This window comes from Nonomuraea montanisoli (assembly GCF_013363975.1).
GTDB classification, from domain to species: Bacteria; Actinomycetota; Actinomycetes; order Streptosporangiales; family Streptosporangiaceae; genus Nonomuraea; species Nonomuraea montanisoli.
In genome coordinates this window covers 1-17,213 of sequence record NZ_JABWGN010000014.1, presented here as the reverse complement: position 1 = coordinate 17,213, position 17,213 = coordinate 1, and the positions used below count along the sequence as shown (strand labels likewise).

Below are 17,213 nucleotides of genomic sequence, written 5' to 3'. Positions count from 1 at the left end.
CCTCGCGCCGCCGCGCGTACTCGGGGTCGCCGGGGTCGAGCCTGCTCCCGATCACATGTCCTCCGCGGAAGTCGACGCCGGTGTCAACCCGATGGCCCGAGCCCACAGCCGGGTCAGCAGGTCCACGGCCGCGCGCTCGTCGGCCGGCTCGCCGAGGTCGAGCCAGACGCGGGCGAAGTGCTCGACCATGCCGCCCAGCATGATCGCGGTGAGCCGCGGGTCGAGCGCCGGGTCGGCCAGGCCCTGCTCCTGCAGGCGGCGCAGCCCGTCGGCGCCGCGTCGCACGAACACCTCGCGCAGCTCCAGCAGCAGCTCGCGCAGGCCCTCCTCGGCCGCGGCGGCCTGCTCCAGCATGCGCACCAGCCGCGAGTTGGCGGACCAGGCGCGCAGGTAGAGGCGGTTGGCGGCCTCGATCCGTGCGTACGGGTCGCCGGAGGCCGCGGGGCCCACGACGCTGGCGGTGAACATCTCGCCCACGACCGCCGCGGCCACCTCGCGGAACAGCACCTCCTTGGAGGTGAAGTACGTGTAGAACGTGCCGTGCGAGACGCCGGCCCTGGCGCACACGTCGTCGACCCGCACGGCCTCGTAGCCGTGCTCGTCGAACGCCTCCCGGCCGGCCCGCACCAGCGCCTCCCTGGTGCGCCTGCCCCGGGCCGTCAGCGGGTCCGACTTGACGATCACGTCAACAGCGTAACCCCGGGCCGCGCCGAGGGGAAGGCCGCCCGCGAGCCGTCCGGGCCGTGCGCGCGGACCGACGGATCGTCATGGGGACCACAGGCCCGCACAGCGGAAGGCGCCCGACCGGGGGACCGGTGGGGCGCCTTCGGGAACGCTCAGGGGACGGGCCCCTCGCGGGTCAGCTGCAGTGGCTCCAGCCCGACTTCCAGGTCAGCGTCTTCCAGGTGCCGCCCCAGATCACGCACTGGTTCTTCGCGCTCGCCCGCACCGGGCCCGCGTACGCGGTGAAGCTGCCCGGGTTCGAGCCGCTGGAGCCGCCCTTCACCTGGAGGATGGCGTTCATCGAGACCTTGCCCGGATACACGTACTTCGACATGGTCACCACGCAGTTCTGGCCCGCGCCCGAGTTGTAGAGCAGGTAGATCGTGGCGCTGCCGCCGAGCGCGTGGCTGTCGATCACCTTGAAGCCCGCCCCGCACGCCTGGGCCGGCGAGTACGGGTTCGGCTTGAGCGGGGCAGCGGTGGTGGGCTTGACCGTCGGCTTCGCGGTGGTCGGCTTGGTCGTGGGCTTCGCGGTGGGCTGGGTGGTCGGCCTGGTGGTCGGCTTGGTCGTGGGCTGCGCCGGAGGCTGCGAGACCTGGTCGTCGCCCGGCGTGTCCGTGGGCGCCGTCGCCGGGTCCACCATGTCGTCCGAGTGCTTCTTCGTCTTCGTCGGCTTGCTGGTGGGCTCCGGCTCGGGCGCGGAGGTCTTCTCCTCGTGCTTCGGCGGGGCCACCGTGGTCGGGATCTGCGCCTGGGTGGCGACCGGATGGAGGGGGCTCGGCTGCTTCTGCGCCGCCGCCGTCTTCGTCGGCTCGGGCTCCTCCAGGTCAGGCGTCTGGACCGCGCCGGACGTCGGAAGGCCCGGCTCGGGGGTGGCCTCCACGCGCGGCGGCTCCAGCGGCTGTCCGGCGCCCGAGCCGTCGGTGGGGCTCGCCTGGCTCTGGTTGCCCACGGCGACGACCTCGGTGGGCTTGCCCTGGGACTGCACGATGACCACGCCGGCCACGACGAGCAGGGCCGCGGCGGCGGCGCCGGACAGGGCGAACGTGAGGGTGCGGCGCTGCTTGGCGGCCTCGGGCCGGCCCTGCTGGTCGCCGGGGCCGCCGGCGCCGTGGCCTGCCTGACCGCCCCGGCCGTTCGCGGGACCGTTGGCGCCGTGGCCCGCCTGACCGCGGCCGTTCGCAGGGCCGCCGTGGGCCGCGCCGCCCTGGCCGCCGGCCGCCGCGGCCAGACCGGCGTGACCGGCGGGGCCTTGGGGGTGGCCGGGGACGTTCATGCCGCCCATGCCGGGGCCCATCGCGCCGGCGCCCTGCGGGCCCGGCCATGGTGCCTGCCCGCCCGCGCCCGGCCCCCCGGGGTGGGCGCCGCCCCCGGCAGCCTGGGGCATGCCGGGGTGCTGGGCGCCTGCCTGCGGCATGCCGGGGTGCTGGGCGCCGGCCTGCGGCATGCCGGGATGCTGCGCGCCGGGCTGGGGCATGCCCTGCTGGGCCGCGCCCGGGTGCTGCCCGCCCGTGGCAGGCTGCGCGCCGGGGTGGCCGCCGGGCTGCTGGGCCGCGTTGGGGAGGTGCGCGCCCGTCTGGTGCGGGCCGGAGTAGGGAGCCGCGCCGCCCTGCGGGCCGCCGGGAACAGGCTGGCCGCCGGAGCCGGGCTGACCACCGGGAACGGGCTGACCACCCGGGACGGGCTGACCACCGGGAACGGGCTGACCGCCGGATACAGACTGACCACCCGGGACAGGCTGGCCGCCAGGTACGGCCGTACCACCGGGAACCGTCTGACCGGCCGGGATCGCCTGACCGCCCGTCACCGGCTCGATCGCCGCCTTCGGCGCGGGCTGCCCCGTGAGCCGCACGATCAGCTCGTCCGCGCTCGGCCGCACCGTCGGGTCCTTGGACAGGCACAGGGCGACCAGCTCGCCGAGCGTCCCGTCCATCCCGCCGAGCTGCGGCTCCTCGTGCAGGATGCGGTTCATCACGACGGGGATGGAGTCGGCGCCGAACGCCGGCGCGCCCGTCGCGGCGAACACCATCGTGACGCCCCACGCGAACACGTCCGCGGCCTCGGACACCACACCGCCGCTGAGCTGCTCCGGAGCGAGGTACGAGGGCGTGCCCATGGCCATGCCGGTGGCCGTCGCGCCGGGCGAGTCGAGCGCCCGCGCGATGCCGAAGTCGATCACGACCGGGCCCTCGGGCCCCATGAGCACATTGGCGGGCTTGAAGTCGCGGTGCAGGATCCCCGCCCGGTGGATGGCCGCCAGCGCCGTCGCCGTACTGATCGCGAGCCGCTCCAGGGCGGCCCCCCGGCGCGGCCCTTCGTTGATGACGAGCTGGCGCAGCGACGGGCCGGGCACGAACTCGCTGACGATGTACGGCCGGCTGCCCTCCAGGTCGGCGTGGAGCACCGGCGCCGTGCAGAACCGGGCCACCCGCTGCGCCACGGCGACCTCGCGCAGGAAGCGGCTGCGCGCCTCCGGGTCGGCGACCGCGGCGTGGTGCAGGAGCTTGACCGCCACCTGCTCGCCGGATTCGTCACGTCCCAGATAGACGACGCCCTGGCCGCCCTCGCCGAGACGGCCGAGGAGCTCGTAGGCCCCCAGCCGTCGCGGATCGTCCGCCGCCAACGGCTGGTACGGATTCACGTTGGACCCCCATGACCACGCATGACTTCATGACAACTGGGGCAGAACGCTACCAGCGTGATGGTTGGTGCGTGGCCCGGCCTTGACATTTCTTTCACGATTTGTCGGCTCATGTCAGTGCTTGTGTGCGGATTGTGGCCAGGACCACGCTCGCCGTCATGCCCGGCGACAGACAGGACGGCGACCGACAGACAGGGCTAGATGGCCTTGCCCGGGTTGAGGATGCCCAGCGGGTCGAACACCGCCTTGATGCCGTGCTGCACCTCCCGTGTGACCGGCCCGGACTCCAGCGCCAGCCACCGGCGCTTGAGCAGGCCGACCCCGTGCTCCCCGGTCAGCGTGCCGCCGAGCTCCAGCGCCCGCGTGAACACCTCGTCGGCCGCCGCCCACACGTTCGCCGGCGGCTCGGTCAGGCCGTGCTCGAAGACGAACACAGGGTGCAGGTTGCCGTCGCCGGCGTGCGCGACCGTGAAGATCTTCGCCTCGTGCCTGGCCGCCGCCGCCTCGACCGCGCCGACCATCTCGGGCAGCGCCGAGCGGGGCACGCAGACGTCCTCCACCAGGCACGCGCCGAGCCGTTCACCGGCGTGGTAGGCCATGCGCCGCACGCCGATCAGCTCCTCGGCCTCCTGCGGGCTGGAGGAGACGGCCACGAACGAGGCGCCGTTCTCCACGCACAGGGCCTCCATGCGCTCGACCACGGCCTGGCTGTCGGAGGCGTCGGACTGGCCGATGAGCATGGCGTTCGTCCCCGGCTCCAGGCCGATGTTGCGCCACTCGTCGATGGCCTCCAGCGTCGCCCGGTCCATCAGCTCCATCAGCGACGGCTGGCAGCCGGCCGCCATGATGGCCGCCACGGCGGCGCCCGCGTCGCGCAGCGACCCGAACTCGGCGGCGAACGTCGCCGGCGGCTGCTCGGGGGCGCGGCGCAGCCGCACCGTGGCCGAGGTGATGACGCCGAGCGTGCCCTCGGAGCCGACGAACAGCCCGGTCAGGTCGTAGCCGGTGACGCCCTTCATGGTGCGCCGGCCGGTGTTGAGGATCCGCCCGTCGGCCAGCACGACCTCCAGGCCGAGCGCCGAGTCGCGCGTCACGCCGTACTTCACGCAGCGCAGCCCGCCCGCGTTGGTCGCCAGGTTGCCGCCGATCGTGGAGATCTCGTACGACGACGGGTCCGGCGCGTACATGAGCCCGTGCTCCCGGGCGGCCCGGTCGAGGTCGGCGGTGATCACGCCGGGCTCCACCACGGCGATCTCGTCGGCCGGGGACAGCTCCCTGATCGCGGTCATGCGGGCCAGGGACAGGACGACCGCGCCGTCGGTCGCCGTGGCCGCCCCCGCCAGGCCGGTGCCCGCGCCGCGCGGCACGACCGGGACGCGGTGCTCGCTCGCCCAGCGCATCGTGGTGACGACGTCGTCGCGGGTGGCGGCCAGCACCACGCCGAGCGGCTTGCCTGGCTCGACGAACGTGCGGTCGCGCGCGTAGGAGTCGGCCACGTCGGGATCGGTCACGACACGCCCGGCGGGAAGGGCGTCGACCAAGGCATCGATGGGTCTCACATGAAGAACCTTACGGTTTGCGCGTATCGACGCTTACGGCCAGACTGCCCGGGTGGAAGTGACGTGTCCGGCGTGTTCCCAGGCTGACCAGGTCGTCTCCGTGCCGGGAGCCGTGGCCGCGGGGACCACGTACCGCATCGGACGCGTGCGCCTGCCCGGCGAGCGCGAGATCGCCGACCTGCCGACGGCCGTGTCGCTCGGCGCGACCAAGCACCTGATGAGCCGCACCCAGCTCGCCGTGTGGATGTCGTTCCCCAGCCGCCAGTACGCCCCCTGGGTGCGCAACCAGGGCTACATCCTGCTCGGGGTGGCCGCCCTCGTGCACCTGGTGGTGTCGCTGGTGATCGCGATGGGCAAGGACTCCGGCTGGGGCGAGGTGCTGCTCGCGCCGTTCTGCCTCACCGGCCTGTTCTGGGGGTTCGGCCTGCTCCAGGTGCTCGGCTCGTACGGCGCCCGCCGGCGCGACCGGGCCGAGGAGCCCGCGCGCGAGCAGGCGTTCCAGGTGTGGGAGCGCCTGCGGTACTGCGCGCGCGACAACGTCGTCTTCGAGCCCGGCCTCGGCGTCTCGGTCCATCCGAGCGAGACGCGCGACTACATCTTCGGCTTCAGGCGCGCGGGTCGCGCCTGAAGCCGTGCCTGGACGTGCGGCGGGTCAGGCGTGCTCGTCGGCGACCAGGCGGGCGCACACGGCGAGGCCCGTGATGGCCTGCTCCAGCTCGTCGAGCCCCGGGAAGGTGGGCGCGATGCGGATGAAGCGGTCGTCGGGGTCCTTGCCGTAGGGGTGGGTGGCGCCGGCCGGGGTGAGCGCGATGCCCGCCGCCTTGGCCTTGGCCACCACCTCGCCGGCGTGCGGCACCTCCAGGCTGATGAAGTAGCCGCCGACGGGGCTGCTCCAGGTGCCCAGGTCGCCCAGCTCCTTGGCCAGCACCCGGTCGACCAGCTCGAACTTCGGCCAGACGAGCTCGGCGTGGCGGCGCATGTGCGCGGCGAGACCCTCGGGGTCGCGCAGGAACTCCACGTGCCGGAGCTGGTTGACCTTGTCGGGGCCGATGGACTGCTTGGAGGTGTTGTGCAGGAACCACTCGACGTTGGCGGGGGAGGAGCCGAAGAACGACACGCCGCTGCCCGCCAGCGTCACCTTGGAGGTGGAGGCGTAGACGAACACGCGGTCGGGGTTGCCGTGCTCGGCCGCCAGCGCGAGCAGGTCGGCCAGCTCGGCCGGGGCGTCGGTGAGGTGGTGCACCGCGTAGGCGTTGTCCCAGAAGATCCGGAAGTCGGGGGCGGCGGCCGGCATGGCGGCGAGCCTGCGCACCGTCTCGGCGCTGTAGGTGGCGCCGGACGGGTTGCTGTACTTGGGCACGCACCACATGCCCTTGACGCTGGCGTCGGTGGCGACCAGGCGCTCGACCACGTCCATGTCGGGGCCGTCGGCGTTCATCGGGACGGGCACCATCGTGATGCCGAACCGCTCGGTGATCGTGAAGTGCCGGTCGTAGCCGGGTACTGGGCACAGGAACGTGACCTTCGGCTCCTCGACCCACCGGCGCGCGGCGCCGGGGACCGGGGTGAGCAGCGCGTGCACGATCGTGTCGTGCATCAGCGCCAGGCTGGAGTTGCCGCCCACGACGAGCTGGCCCGCGGGCACCTGGACCAGCGGCGCGAACAGCTCGCGCAGCTCCGGCAGGCCCTGGAGGCCGCCGTAGTTGCGGGCGTCGGTGCCGTCGGCGGCGCGGAAGGTCGTCGGCAGGTGAAGCATGTCGTTGGAGAGATCGAGCTGGCGCGGGGACGGCTTGCCACGGGTCAGGTCGAGCGAGAGGCCACGCTGGACGAGGTCGGCGTAGTCGCGCTGAGCGTTCACGAGATTCTCTCCTCCGAATGGGTCGGATACGAAGGATAGAAGACGCGGCCCCGCGAGCAGGAATCCGTCCGCCATGTGGGAGGGGGCAGCTCCGGAGAATCCGGGCGGACGGCGCCGCGGGGCTTCACGCGGGGCGATCGGTGGCGTGCAATGGAGGGCGCCGGGGTCCGGTACGGCAGGGCCATCACTCCACCGAGGAGGGAGCAGGCGTGACGACTGTTCGCGAGACCTCGATCGCCCAGGTGAGGCGGCGCCGCACCGGCACCGTGGTCGTCTCCTGGCTGTCCACGACCGACCACAAGGTCATCGGCTACCTGTACCTGATCACGTCGTTCGTGTTCTTCCTGGTCGCCGGGGTCATGGCCATGGTGATGCGCGCGGAGCTGGCCCGGCCGGGCATGCAGCTCGTCAGCCAGGAGCACTACAACCAGCTCTTCACCATGCACGGCACCGCGATGCTGCTCATGTTCGCCACGCCGCTGTTCGCCGGGTTCGCCAACGTGGTCATGCCGCTGCAGATCGGGGCGCCGGACGTGGCGTTCCCGCGGCTGAACGCGGTGGCGTACTGGCTGTTCCTGTTCGGCAGCCTGATCGCGACGGCGGGGTTCTTCACCCCGGGAGGCGCGGCCGACTTCGGCTGGTTCGCCTACACGCCGCTCGCCTCGGCGACCTACTCGCCCGGCATGGGCGGCGACTTATGGATCATGGGCCTCGCGTTGTCGGGCCTCGGCACGATCCTCGGGTCGGTCAACTTCATCACCACGATCATCGGGATGCGGGCGCCCGGCATGACGATGTTCCGCATGCCGATCTTCACCTGGAACACGTTGCTGACCAGCATGCTCGTGCTCATGGCGTTCCCGGTGCTGGCCGCCGCGCTGCTCGTGCTCGAGTCGGACCGCAAGCTCGGCACCCACGTGTTCGACGCGGCCAACGGCGGCCCGATGATCTGGCAGCACCTGTTCTGGTTCTTCGGCCATCCCGAGGTGTACATCATCGCGCTGCCGTTCTTCGGGATCATCACCGAGGTCATCCCCGTCTTCTCCCGCAAGCCGATCTTCGGCTACATGGGGCTGGTCGGCGCGACGGTCGCGATCGCAGGCCTGTCGATGACCGTGTGGGCGCACCACATGTTCCCGACCGGGCAGGTGCTGCTGCCGTTCTTCTCGTTCATGACGTTCCTCATCGCGGTGCCGACGGGCGTGAAGTTCTTCAACTGGATCGGCACCATGTGGCGCGGTCACATCAGCTTCCAGACGCCGATGCTGTTCGCGATCGGCTTCCTGGTCACCTTCCTGCTCGGGGGCCTGACGGGCGTCATCCTGGCCTCGCCGCCGCTGGACTTCCACATCAGCGACACCTACTTCGTGGTCGCGCACTTCCACTACGTGGTCTTCGGGACGGTCGTGTTCGCGATGTTCGCCGGGTTCTACTTCTGGTGGCCCAAGATGACCGGCCGCATGCTCGACGACCGGCTCGGCAAGGTCCACTTCTGGACCCTGTTCGTCGGCTTCCACACGACGTTCCTCGTGCAGCACTGGCTGGGAGCGGCCGGCTTCCCGCGCCGCTACGCCGACTACAGCGCCGCCGACGGGTTCACGGCGCTGAACGAGATCTCGTCCGTCGGCGCGTTCCTGCTGGGGCTGTCCACGCTGCCGTTCCTCTACAACGTCTGGAGGACCGCGCGGCGGGCCCCGCGCGTCACGGTGGACGACCCGTGGGGGTTCTGCAACTCGCTCGAATGGGCGACCTCGTGCCCGCCGCCGCGGCACAACTTCACGTTCATGCCGCCCATCCGCTCCGAACGGCCCGCCTTCGACCTGCACTACCCGCACGAGAAGCCCGCGAAGGACGCGGAGCGGGACGGTACGCCGCCGGAGAAGGGAACAGCGGACTGACCTTTCCCGACGCCGGTCCTGGTGCTTGTGTGGATATACCCGATCTGTCGCACATCATCTGTCGTACATTGCCCGGTGAGTCGTCCATCGAAGGAGATGGCGATGACAGGCACGAGGACCCCCTTCACCCCCGAGACGGCTCCCTGCGGGAAGAGGTCCGGCGGTGAACGTTACGTGGACGACGACGGATACGGCCTCGTCATCCGCGACCAGCTCTTCGACTGCGGCTGCCGCCGGATCCGGCACGACTACCACGACGGCAGCATCCACATGTCCGCGATCCGCCACGACGGCAAGCGGGTGAGAGACCAGAGCGAACCCGACCACGGGAGCTGACGCGATGATCGACGTGCTCATCGTCGGGGGTGGCGGGGCGGGACTGCGCGCGGCCATCGCCGTCGCCGAGACGGCGCCGGAGCTGACCGTGGCGGTCGTGTCGAAGGTCTACCCGATGCGCAGCCACACGGTCTCGGCCGAGGGCGGCGCCGCGGGCGTCATCGGGATCGACGACAGCCTCGACGAGCACTGCTACGACACCGTCTCCGGCGGCGACTGGCTCTGCGACCAGGACGCGGTCGAGGCGTTCGTCCGCGAGGCGCCGCGCGAGCTGATCCAGCTCGAGCACTGGGGCTGCCCGTGGAGCCGCGAGCCCGACGGCCGGGTCGCGGTCCGCCCGTTCGGCGGCATGAAGCGCCTGCGGACCTGGTACGCCGCCGACAAGACCGGCTTCCACCTGCTCCACACCCTGTTCCAGACCACCCTGAGGCACCCCTGGATCAGGCGCTACGACGAGTGGTACGTCACCTCGCTCGTCGTGGACGACGGCCGCGTCCACGGCGTCGTCGCCCTCGACCTGCGCACCGGCCGGGTCGAGGCGATCCCCGCCCGGGCGGTGGTCCTGGCCACCGGCGGCTGCGGCCGGGTCTTCCCGTTCACGACGAACGCCGCCATCAAGACCGGCGACGGCATGGCCCTGGCCTACCGCGCGGGCGCGCCGCTCAAGGACATGGAGTTCGTCCAGTACCACCCGACCGGCCTGCCGTTCACCGGAATCCTCATCACCGAGGCGGCCCGCGCCGAGGGCGGCTGGCTGCTCAACCGCGACGGCTACCGCTACCTCCAGGACTACGACCTCGGCACCCCCACGCCCACGCCGAAGCTGCGCAGCATGGAGCTCGGGCCGCGCGACCGGCTGTCGCAGGCGTTCGTCCACGAGCAGGACAAGGGCCGCACCATCGACACGCCGTACGGGCCGGTCGTCCACCTCGACCTGCGCCACCTCGGCGCGGCGAAGATCGACGCCCGCATCCCGTTCGTCCGCGAGCTGTGCCGCAGCTACCAGAACCTCGACCCGGCCACCGACCTCATCCCCGTGCGCCCCGTCGTGCACTACATGATGGGCGGCGTCCACACCGACCTCGACGGCGCCACCACGATCGCCGGCCTGTACGCGGCCGGGGAGACCGCCTGCGTGAGCATCAACGGCGCCAACCGGCTCGGCTCCAACTCGCTGCCCGAGATCCTCGTCTTCGGCCGCCGGGCCGGCCTGGCCGCCGCCGCGTTCGCCCGCTCGCACCGGGAGGGCGAGCCGCCCGCCGTGCGCAGCCAGGGGGACGACGAGCGGCGGCGGCTGGAACGCGCGCGCGATGGCTCGTCCGTCGGCTCGTCCGGCGGGGAGCGCATCGCCGATCTGCGCGAGCGCATGCAGCACACCCTGGAGGGCGCGGCCGGGATCTACCGCACCGGCGACGCGCTGGCCAAGGCCGTGGACACGCTGGCCGACCTGTGCGAGCGGGCCGGGGAGGCGCGGGTCGAGGACACCAGCGCCACGTTCAACACCGAGCTGATCACCCTGCTGGAGCTGCGCGCCATGCTCGACGTGGCGCGGACCATCGTGGCGTGCGCCCTCGGCCGGGAGGAGTCGCGCGGCGCCCACCAGCGCGTCGACTTCCCGGCCCGCGACGACGACGCGTACCTCGCGCACTCACTGGTGCACCGGGCGCCGGACGGCACCCCGTCGGTCGGCCTGATGCCCGTGACGATCACCTGCTGGCCGCCAGGGGAGAGGGTCTATGGCCGCTGAGACGATCAGGCTGGACGTGGCGCGCTACCGGCCGGAGGAGGACGCCGAGCCGGTCCTGCAGAGCTACGAGGTGCCGCTGCGGCCCGACTGGGCGGTGCTCGACGGCCTCGCCCACATCAAGGACCACCTCGACGGCACGCTGTCGTTCCGGTGGTCGTGCCGGATGGGCATCTGCGGGTCGTGCGGCATGGACGTCGACGGCGAGCCCCGGCTGACCTGCGGCACGTTCCTCGCCGAGTACGGCGCCGGGCCGGTGCGCATCGAGCCGCTGAAGGGCTTCCCGGTGATCAGGGACCTGGTCGTGGACATCGACGGGTTCCTGGCCAAGCTGTCGTCGGTGCGGCCGTGGCTCGTCCGGGAGGGCGAGGAGCCGCCGCTGACCGCGGAGTACGCCCAGACGCCCGCGCAGCTCGACGCGTACAAGCAGTACAGCATGTGCATCAACTGCATGCTGTGCTACTCGGCCTGCCCGGTCTACGTGCTGGACCCGGACTTCCTCGGACCGGCGGCGATCGCGCTGGCGCAGCGCTACAACCTGGACTCGCGCGACATGGACGACCGCTTCGACGTGCTCAACCTGGAGGAGGCGGTCTGGGGCTGCACGTTCGTCGGCGACTGCACGCGGGTCTGCCCGAAGCACGTGGATCCGGCCGAGGCGATCCAGCGCTACAAGGTGACGGCCGCGCTGCGCTCGGTCCTGCCGTGGAGCGGGCGATGACGACGGCCCGGCCGCCCGGCCACGAGGAGGCCCGGCCGTACGTCCGGCCGCGCGACCGGTGGTGGTTCGCCCGCCGGCGGAGCCTGGCCGTGTTCGTGCTGCGCGAGCTGACCAGCGTCCTCGTCGCCTGGACCGTCGCGTACCTGCTGCTGCTCCTGGGCGCCGTCGCGGACGGCACGACGGAGCGGTTCGCGGCGCTCGCGGCGCGGCCGTGGATGGTGGCGCTGAACGTGCTGGCGCTGGCGGCGACGGCCTTCCACGCCGTCACGTTCCTCAACCTCGCGCCGAAGGCGACCGTGGTGCGGCTGGACGGATGGCGGGTGCCGGCCTGGATGATCCAGGGCGGCAACCACACGGCCTGGCTGGCGGTCTCGGCGCTGCTCGCGTACCTGGTGCTGCGCTCCTCGTGAGGTGACCGTGAGACGCAGGCTCGAACCGTACCTGTGGCTGCTGTTCAGCGGCGGGGGAGTGGTGGCGGCGCTGACGCTGCCGGTGCTGGTCCTGCTGTTCGGGGTGCTCATGCCGCTCGGCGTGGTCGCCTGGCCGTCGGCCGCGCACCTGCGCGCGCTCGTGGACGCCCCGCTCGTCCGCGGGGCGGTGGTGGTGGCGCTGACCCTGTGCCTGTTCCACGCCGCGCACCGGATCCGGTTCACCAGCGAGGAGCTGCTCGGCCTGCGCCGGTGGGACGCGCTCGTCGCGGTGCTCTGCTACGGGGCGGCCGTCGCCGGAGGAGTGACCGCCATAACCCTCCTATTCTGAAATGTCCTAAATACATCACATTTCAACAACGCCCTTTACGTCCCCTTTACCCACCCTCTAACGTCCGGCATTGCACACCCCATGGCCATGCGCCCGGCGATCCCGGGCAGAGAGGGTTCCTGGTGCCCAGCACGAAACGCCTGTTAACAGCCATGCCCGCGGCGGCCCTGCTCGCGGCCGCGCTCACCGTCCCGGCAGCCACCTCCCAGGCGGCGGCGTCGGCGGCAGCGTACGAGCCGACGGGGGCCGACTACTACATCAACTACGCCCCGCCCCGGGACGAGCCGGAGCCCGGCGAGCCGCCGTCGCCGAACAGCCGGCGCGCCCGCGCCGAGTCCCCGGCGCAGAAGGTGGACCGCAAGTACACCGAGGGCAACCCGGCGGCCGCCCGCGTCCTCGCCGCGCGCGAGCAGACGGCCATAAAGACCGGCCGAAACCCCGCTGAATTCATCTTCAAGAACGCGCAGCAGACGAAGACCGCCAAGCTTCTCACGCTGCTCGTCGAGTTCAACGAGAACGCCAACGACGACTTCTCCGGTTTCAACCGGCTGCGCACTCCGGACAGTGCCCCCGACGACTGCGTCGTCGAGCCGCCCGGGACCCTGAAGAACGGGCCGCTGCACAACAAGATCCCTGACCCGGCCACCCTCCCGCACCAGGACAACAACTCGTTCTGGGTCAAGGACTTCAGCACCGAGCACTTCAACAAGATGCTCTACACCGACAAGGGCATCACCGAGCGCGTCCGCCCCGACCTCAAGGACCCGCGCGACGGCAAGCCCGGCATCGACATCTCCGGCTTCACGATGAAGAAGATGTACGAGGAGATGTCCAAGGGCGCCTACTCGGTCACCGGCTCGGCCGCCGGCTGGATCAAGGCCCCGCACTCCGAGGCGTGGTACGGCGCGGCCGCCTGCGGCGGAGCGCCCCAGGACATGTCCGGCCACCCCGACAACCCGACCGGCGCCGGCCAGCTCGCCATCGACGCGGTCAACGTCCTGGCCCAGACCCAGCCGAACTTCCCGTGGGCCGACTACGACCTCGAGGACGTCTCCGACGCCGACGGCGACGGCAACTTCGCCGAGCCCGACGGCGTGATCGACCACCTCGTCCTCGTCCACGCCGGCAAGGACAAGTCCGCCGACGGCGGCGCCGAGGGCACGTACGCCATCTGGGCGCACTCCAGCGCGGTCGCCGGCGGCTACAAGGTGCCCGGCAGCGACAAGAAGATCTCCAACTACATCGTGCAGCCCGAGGACTCCGGCGTCGGCGTCTTCGCCCACGAGTACGGCCACGACCTCGGCCTGCCCGACCTGTACGACACCAGCGGCGCGGCCAGCAGCGCCGTGGACTTCTGGGACCTCATGTCCAGCGGCTCCCACTCCGGGCCGATCTTCCAGTCGATGCCCTCCCACATGGGCCTCTGGGACAAGTGGGTGCTCGGCTGGGCCAACCCGAAGGTGTTCAACCCGGGCGACGCCGCCAAGCTCGTGACCGTCGGCCAGTCGTCGCGCACGCCCAAGCTCACCCAGGACGGCGTCCGCGTCAACCTCGCCTCCACGCCGCTGAAGATGATCGACCCGCACAGCGGCGCCAACGCGTGGTGGTCCGGCATGGACCAGGAGTGGGCCAACGTCTCCCTCACCCGCGACGTGCCCGTCCCCGCCGGGAGCGACGTCCGTTTCTGGATGTGGAACAACTACGACATCGAGCAGGACTGGGACTTCGGCTTCGTCGAGGTGTCCACCGACGGCGGCCAGACCTGGGCGCAGCAGAAGGTGTACGACGAGGCCGGCAACGAGGTCACCACCCCCGACGGCTACCCCGACCCGAACAAGAACCTCAAGACGTTCGGTGACAAGAAGTACGGCCTCACCGGCAGCACCAACGGCTGGCGGCACGACTACGTCAACCTCACGCCGTTCGCCGGCAAGAGCATCAAGCTGCGCCTGACGTCCAACACCGACGCCGCCTTCACCCCGCGCGGCTGGCACGCCGACGACTTCCAGCTCACCAACGGCGGCACCGCCGTGTGGAGCGACGACGTCGAGAACGGCGCCAACGGCTGGAAGGCGACCGGCGGCACCTTCACCAACACCAGCGGCCAGGGCTGGACCATCAACAACGGCTCCCGCCAGATCGACCGCTTCTACCTCGCCGAGTGGCGCAACTTCGACGGCTTCGACAAGGGCCTGCAGTTCGCCTACGACAGCACGTACTCGCGGGACGGCGCCTGGAAGGTCCAGAAGGTCAAGTACAACGCGCCCGGCCTGCTCGTCTGGTACCGCGACTCGACCTTCACCAACAACTCGATCGGCAACAACCTCCAGCTCCCGCCGAGCATCGGCTCCAAGGGCAGCCTGCTCGTGGTCGACTCCCACTACGACCCGCTGCGCCGCACCGGCACGGCGGCCGCCAAGGACCCGACCCGGCACAAGAACATGGAGGGCCGCTCGCAGTCGTCCAACGCCGCCTTCTCCTTCGGCAAGACGTACCCGTTCAAGGAGTGCCTGGAGGCCGCGGACGAGCCGTTCAGCGAGTACTGCACGGACGTCGCCGCGCTGAACGGCGTGCCGAACTTCACCGACGCCAAGACCTGGTACCCGGGCCTCGAGGTGCAGGACGGCAGCCTGTACTACCGCGACTTCGACGCCTCGACGGTGGTCCCCTCCAAGGGCGACCAGCAGTACAGCACCCGCGTCGTGCACCTCGACGGCACCCCCGCCACCGAGCTGTACGGCACGGACATGGGCAACGGCCACAAGCTCGGCTCCGGCAACCCCGGGGACGAGGGCAAGGCCCTGGGCGTCCAGTTCAAGCTGGTCTCCCCGCTGCCGGGCAACCTGGGCGCCATCGTCCAGGTGATCCCGCCCAAGAAGTGATCTCCACGCGCTGATCCGCAGGGCCGCCGGGACACCCCCGGCGGCCCTACGATTGGGCACTATGAGCGAACTGCGCACCAAGGCCGAGCACACCGAGGCGATCCGCAAGGACCGCCGCGTGGCAGTGGTGATCAACACTCGCTCACGCCGCGGCCGGCGCCACTACGTCGAGGTCATCGAGCGGCTGCACCAGCTCGGCTTCGAGCCGCTGGCCGAGATCGGCGTCTACAACCCCAAGCGGCTGCGCGAGCTCCTCGACACCGCCCTCGCCACCCGCCCTGACCTGCTCATCGTCGGCGGCGGCGACGGCACGCTGTCCTCCGCCGTCCGCCACGTCGCCCACCGCGACGTCGCGCTCGGGGTGCTGCCGCTGGGCACCACCAACAACTTCGCCCGCAGCCTCGGCCTGCCGCTCGACCTCGCGGGCGCGATCCGGGTGTTCGACACGGGCAAGGTCGCCGACATCGACCTCGGCATGGCCGACGACCGGCCGTTCGCCAACCTGGCCAGCTTCGGCGTCTCGGTCGAGGTGGCGGGCAAGGTCAAGCCGTGGCTCAAGCGGGTCGTGGGCCGTCCCGCGTACCCGCTCACGGCTCTGACGATCCTGCCGGGCCACCGGCCGTTCCGGGCGTACATCACGGTCGACGGCAAGCGGCACGAACTGCTCACCCACCAGCTCAACATCGCCAACGGCCGCTTCCACGGCGGCTGGCAGGTCGCCAAGGACATCAGCATCGACAACGGCATGCTCGTGGCCTACCAGCTCGGGTCGGGCAAGAAGCTGCGGCTGCTCGGCGAGACGCTGGCGCGCGCCACGACGGGCCGCTGGCGCAGCCTCGCCGGCGGGCCGTTCGTGGTGGGGCGCGAGATGCTGCTGGAGACGGACCCGCCGATGGCGGCGGACGTGGACGGCGAGGTACGACTGCGCACGCCGATCCGGCTGCGGGTGGTCCCGAACGGGGTCCGCGTCATGGTCCCGTCCTCCTTCGAGGATCGCTGACCCTCAAGAGCTGTTTCCCATCTCCCTCCCGTGCACGAATGGGTTGGCCTTGTGACTGGTCGGCGGGGATCATCGACGAATGTCGAGGAGCGCCTTGGATCGAGCACGCCGGTTGTGGGCGGACCTGGCTCGTGTCCCCGCCATGTTTCCCGAGCGCGGCGGTGTGAGTGTGGTGGTCTCGCCGCAATCGTGGATGTGCCCACCGGGGTGGACGGGCGTCATCGCGCTGGACGGGGCGATTTTGGCCACGGTGCCCAGCGCTGACCTGGTGGAGTCGGTGCGAGGCGCGCTGCTCCATCACCTTGCCCGAACCACTGTTGATCTGGCTCTGCTCCCGCCCCGGTTGCGTGCTCTCGACCACTTGGGCCCGGCGACGCTGGCGTATCTCGATGCCGACGATCTCGTCGCCGCTCACACCGATGCCCAGGTCGAAAGCCTGCCGGTGGGTCATCACGATGTTCGCGAGCTGGTGGCCTCGGTGGGCGAGCAGGACGCGGACGAGTGCGGTCTGGAAGAGATCTCGTCCGAGGCGTTCGTGATCCGCGAAGGCCGGAAGGTGATCGCCGCTGCGGGACATCAGCAGTGGCTGAGCATGGCCGCGCACATGTCCGTCCTGACGGCTCGCGACCACCGTGGTCGTGGCCTGGCTCGCCGGGTGGCCTCGGCAGCGGTGGCCGACGCCTTGGCGAGAGGGTTGTTGCCGCAGTGGAGGGCGCGGCCGGAGCCGTCGCGACATGTCGCCCGGGCACTCGGTTTCCGGGAGTTCGGCTCGCAGATCAGCATCCTCCTCCGGCGTTGACCTGCATGTCTCCACCACGCCGGCCAGGCGACGGCTGACCCGGTCGGCTCGACACCGCGAGATCGGGCACCTGCCGCGTACTTCCGTGTGTCAGCGGTGGCGTCAGGACGGCGACAGCCCCGTGTCAGAGCGGTCGGCGATGGTGGTGGACATCGAAAGAACGCAGCACAAGGAGCACATCATGCAGCAGTTCGCCACCCCCGCCCCGATCGCCGCCGTCCTGGACATCCCCGCCGGACGCATCCGGTTCCTCGCCGCCGACCGCGCCGACACCACGGTCGAGGTCCGGCCCG

14 protein-coding genes are annotated in these 17,213 nt (G+C 71.3%); 10 read left to right on the top strand and 4 right to left on the bottom strand.

Annotated features, from left to right (window positions below; translation table 11 throughout):
* Positions 1-51: 51 nt before the first annotated feature.
* The 3 genes from HTZ77_RS32480 to HTZ77_RS32470 form a co-directional block, all read right to left on the bottom strand.
* On the bottom strand, positions 52-684 hold the full coding sequence (locus tag HTZ77_RS32480) for a TetR/AcrR family transcriptional regulator (RefSeq protein WP_175593560.1): 633 nt from the start codon (positions 682-684) through the stop codon (positions 52-54).
* Between the two features lie 175 nt (positions 685-859).
* Complete coding sequence (locus HTZ77_RS46790) at positions 860-3,364, bottom strand: protein kinase domain-containing protein (RefSeq protein ID WP_328808902.1); 2,505 nt, start codon at positions 3,362-3,364, stop codon at positions 860-862.
* Between the two features lie 197 nt (positions 3,365-3,561).
* Positions 3,562-4,923, bottom strand: coding sequence for an FAD-binding oxidoreductase (locus tag HTZ77_RS32470; protein ID WP_328808901.1), 1,362 nt, complete (start codon positions 4,921-4,923; stop codon positions 3,562-3,564).
* A 100-nt stretch (positions 4,924-5,023) separates the two neighbouring features.
* Between HTZ77_RS32470 and HTZ77_RS32465 the strand changes: the two genes are divergently transcribed.
* Positions 5,024-5,551 (top strand): hypothetical protein, encoded by a 528-nt coding sequence (locus HTZ77_RS32465; protein ID WP_175593559.1) that lies wholly within the window; start codon positions 5,024-5,026, stop codon positions 5,549-5,551.
* Positions 5,552-5,575: 24 nt separating this feature from the next.
* Here the strand turns inward: HTZ77_RS32465 and HTZ77_RS32460 are convergent, their stop codons facing one another.
* On the bottom strand, positions 5,576-6,781 hold the full coding sequence (locus tag HTZ77_RS32460) for an aminotransferase class I/II-fold pyridoxal phosphate-dependent enzyme (RefSeq protein WP_328808900.1): 1,206 nt from the start codon (positions 6,779-6,781) through the stop codon (positions 5,576-5,578).
* A gap of 209 nt (positions 6,782-6,990) precedes the next feature.
* On the opposite strand from HTZ77_RS32460, the gene ctaD reads away from it, so the two are divergent.
* The 9 genes from ctaD (at position 6,991) to HTZ77_RS32415 (ending at position 16,920) form a co-directional block, all read left to right on the top strand.
* Complete coding sequence (ctaD, locus tag HTZ77_RS32455) at positions 6,991-8,679, top strand: aa3-type cytochrome oxidase subunit I (RefSeq protein ID WP_175593557.1); 1,689 nt, start codon at positions 6,991-6,993, stop codon at positions 8,677-8,679.
* A gap of 102 nt (positions 8,680-8,781) precedes the next feature.
* Entirely contained in the window at positions 8,782-9,015 is a 234-nt protein-coding gene (locus HTZ77_RS32450; protein ID WP_175593556.1) for a hypothetical protein, read from the top strand.
* Between the two features lie 4 nt (positions 9,016-9,019).
* Positions 9,020-10,762 carry a fumarate reductase (quinol) flavoprotein subunit gene (gene frdA / locus HTZ77_RS32445; protein WP_175593555.1) on the top strand — a complete coding sequence of 581 codons (1,743 nt, stop codon included), beginning with the start codon at positions 9,020-9,022 and terminating at the stop codon, positions 10,760-10,762.
* Entirely contained in the window at positions 10,752-11,480 is a 729-nt protein-coding gene (gene sdhB, locus HTZ77_RS32440; RefSeq protein WP_175593554.1) for a succinate dehydrogenase iron-sulfur subunit, read from the top strand. The genes frdA and sdhB overlap by 11 nt, the downstream gene beginning before the upstream one ends.
* Positions 11,477-11,890, top strand: a complete 414-nt coding sequence (locus tag HTZ77_RS32435) for a fumarate reductase subunit C (RefSeq protein WP_175593553.1) — start codon at positions 11,477-11,479, stop codon at positions 11,888-11,890. Before sdhB ends, HTZ77_RS32435 begins: the two co-directional genes overlap by 4 nt.
* Before the next feature lie 7 nt (positions 11,891-11,897).
* A complete protein-coding gene (gene frdD / locus HTZ77_RS32430) occupies positions 11,898-12,239 on the top strand; it encodes a fumarate reductase subunit FrdD (RefSeq protein ID WP_205304153.1) in 342 nt (113 codons plus the stop codon).
* Positions 12,240-12,391: 152 nt separating this feature from the next.
* On the top strand, positions 12,392-15,121 hold the full coding sequence (locus tag HTZ77_RS32425; protein WP_175593551.1) for an immune inhibitor A domain-containing protein: 2,730 nt from the start codon (positions 12,392-12,394) through the stop codon (positions 15,119-15,121).
* A 61-nt stretch (positions 15,122-15,182) separates the two neighbouring features.
* Positions 15,183-16,121, top strand: coding sequence for a diacylglycerol/lipid kinase family protein (locus HTZ77_RS32420; RefSeq protein WP_175593550.1), 939 nt, complete (start codon positions 15,183-15,185; stop codon positions 16,119-16,121).
* Between the two features lie 142 nt (positions 16,122-16,263).
* Complete coding sequence (locus HTZ77_RS32415; protein WP_205304151.1) at positions 16,264-16,920, top strand: GNAT family N-acetyltransferase; 657 nt, start codon at positions 16,264-16,266, stop codon at positions 16,918-16,920.
* The last annotated feature ends 293 nt before the right edge of the window (positions 16,921-17,213 follow it).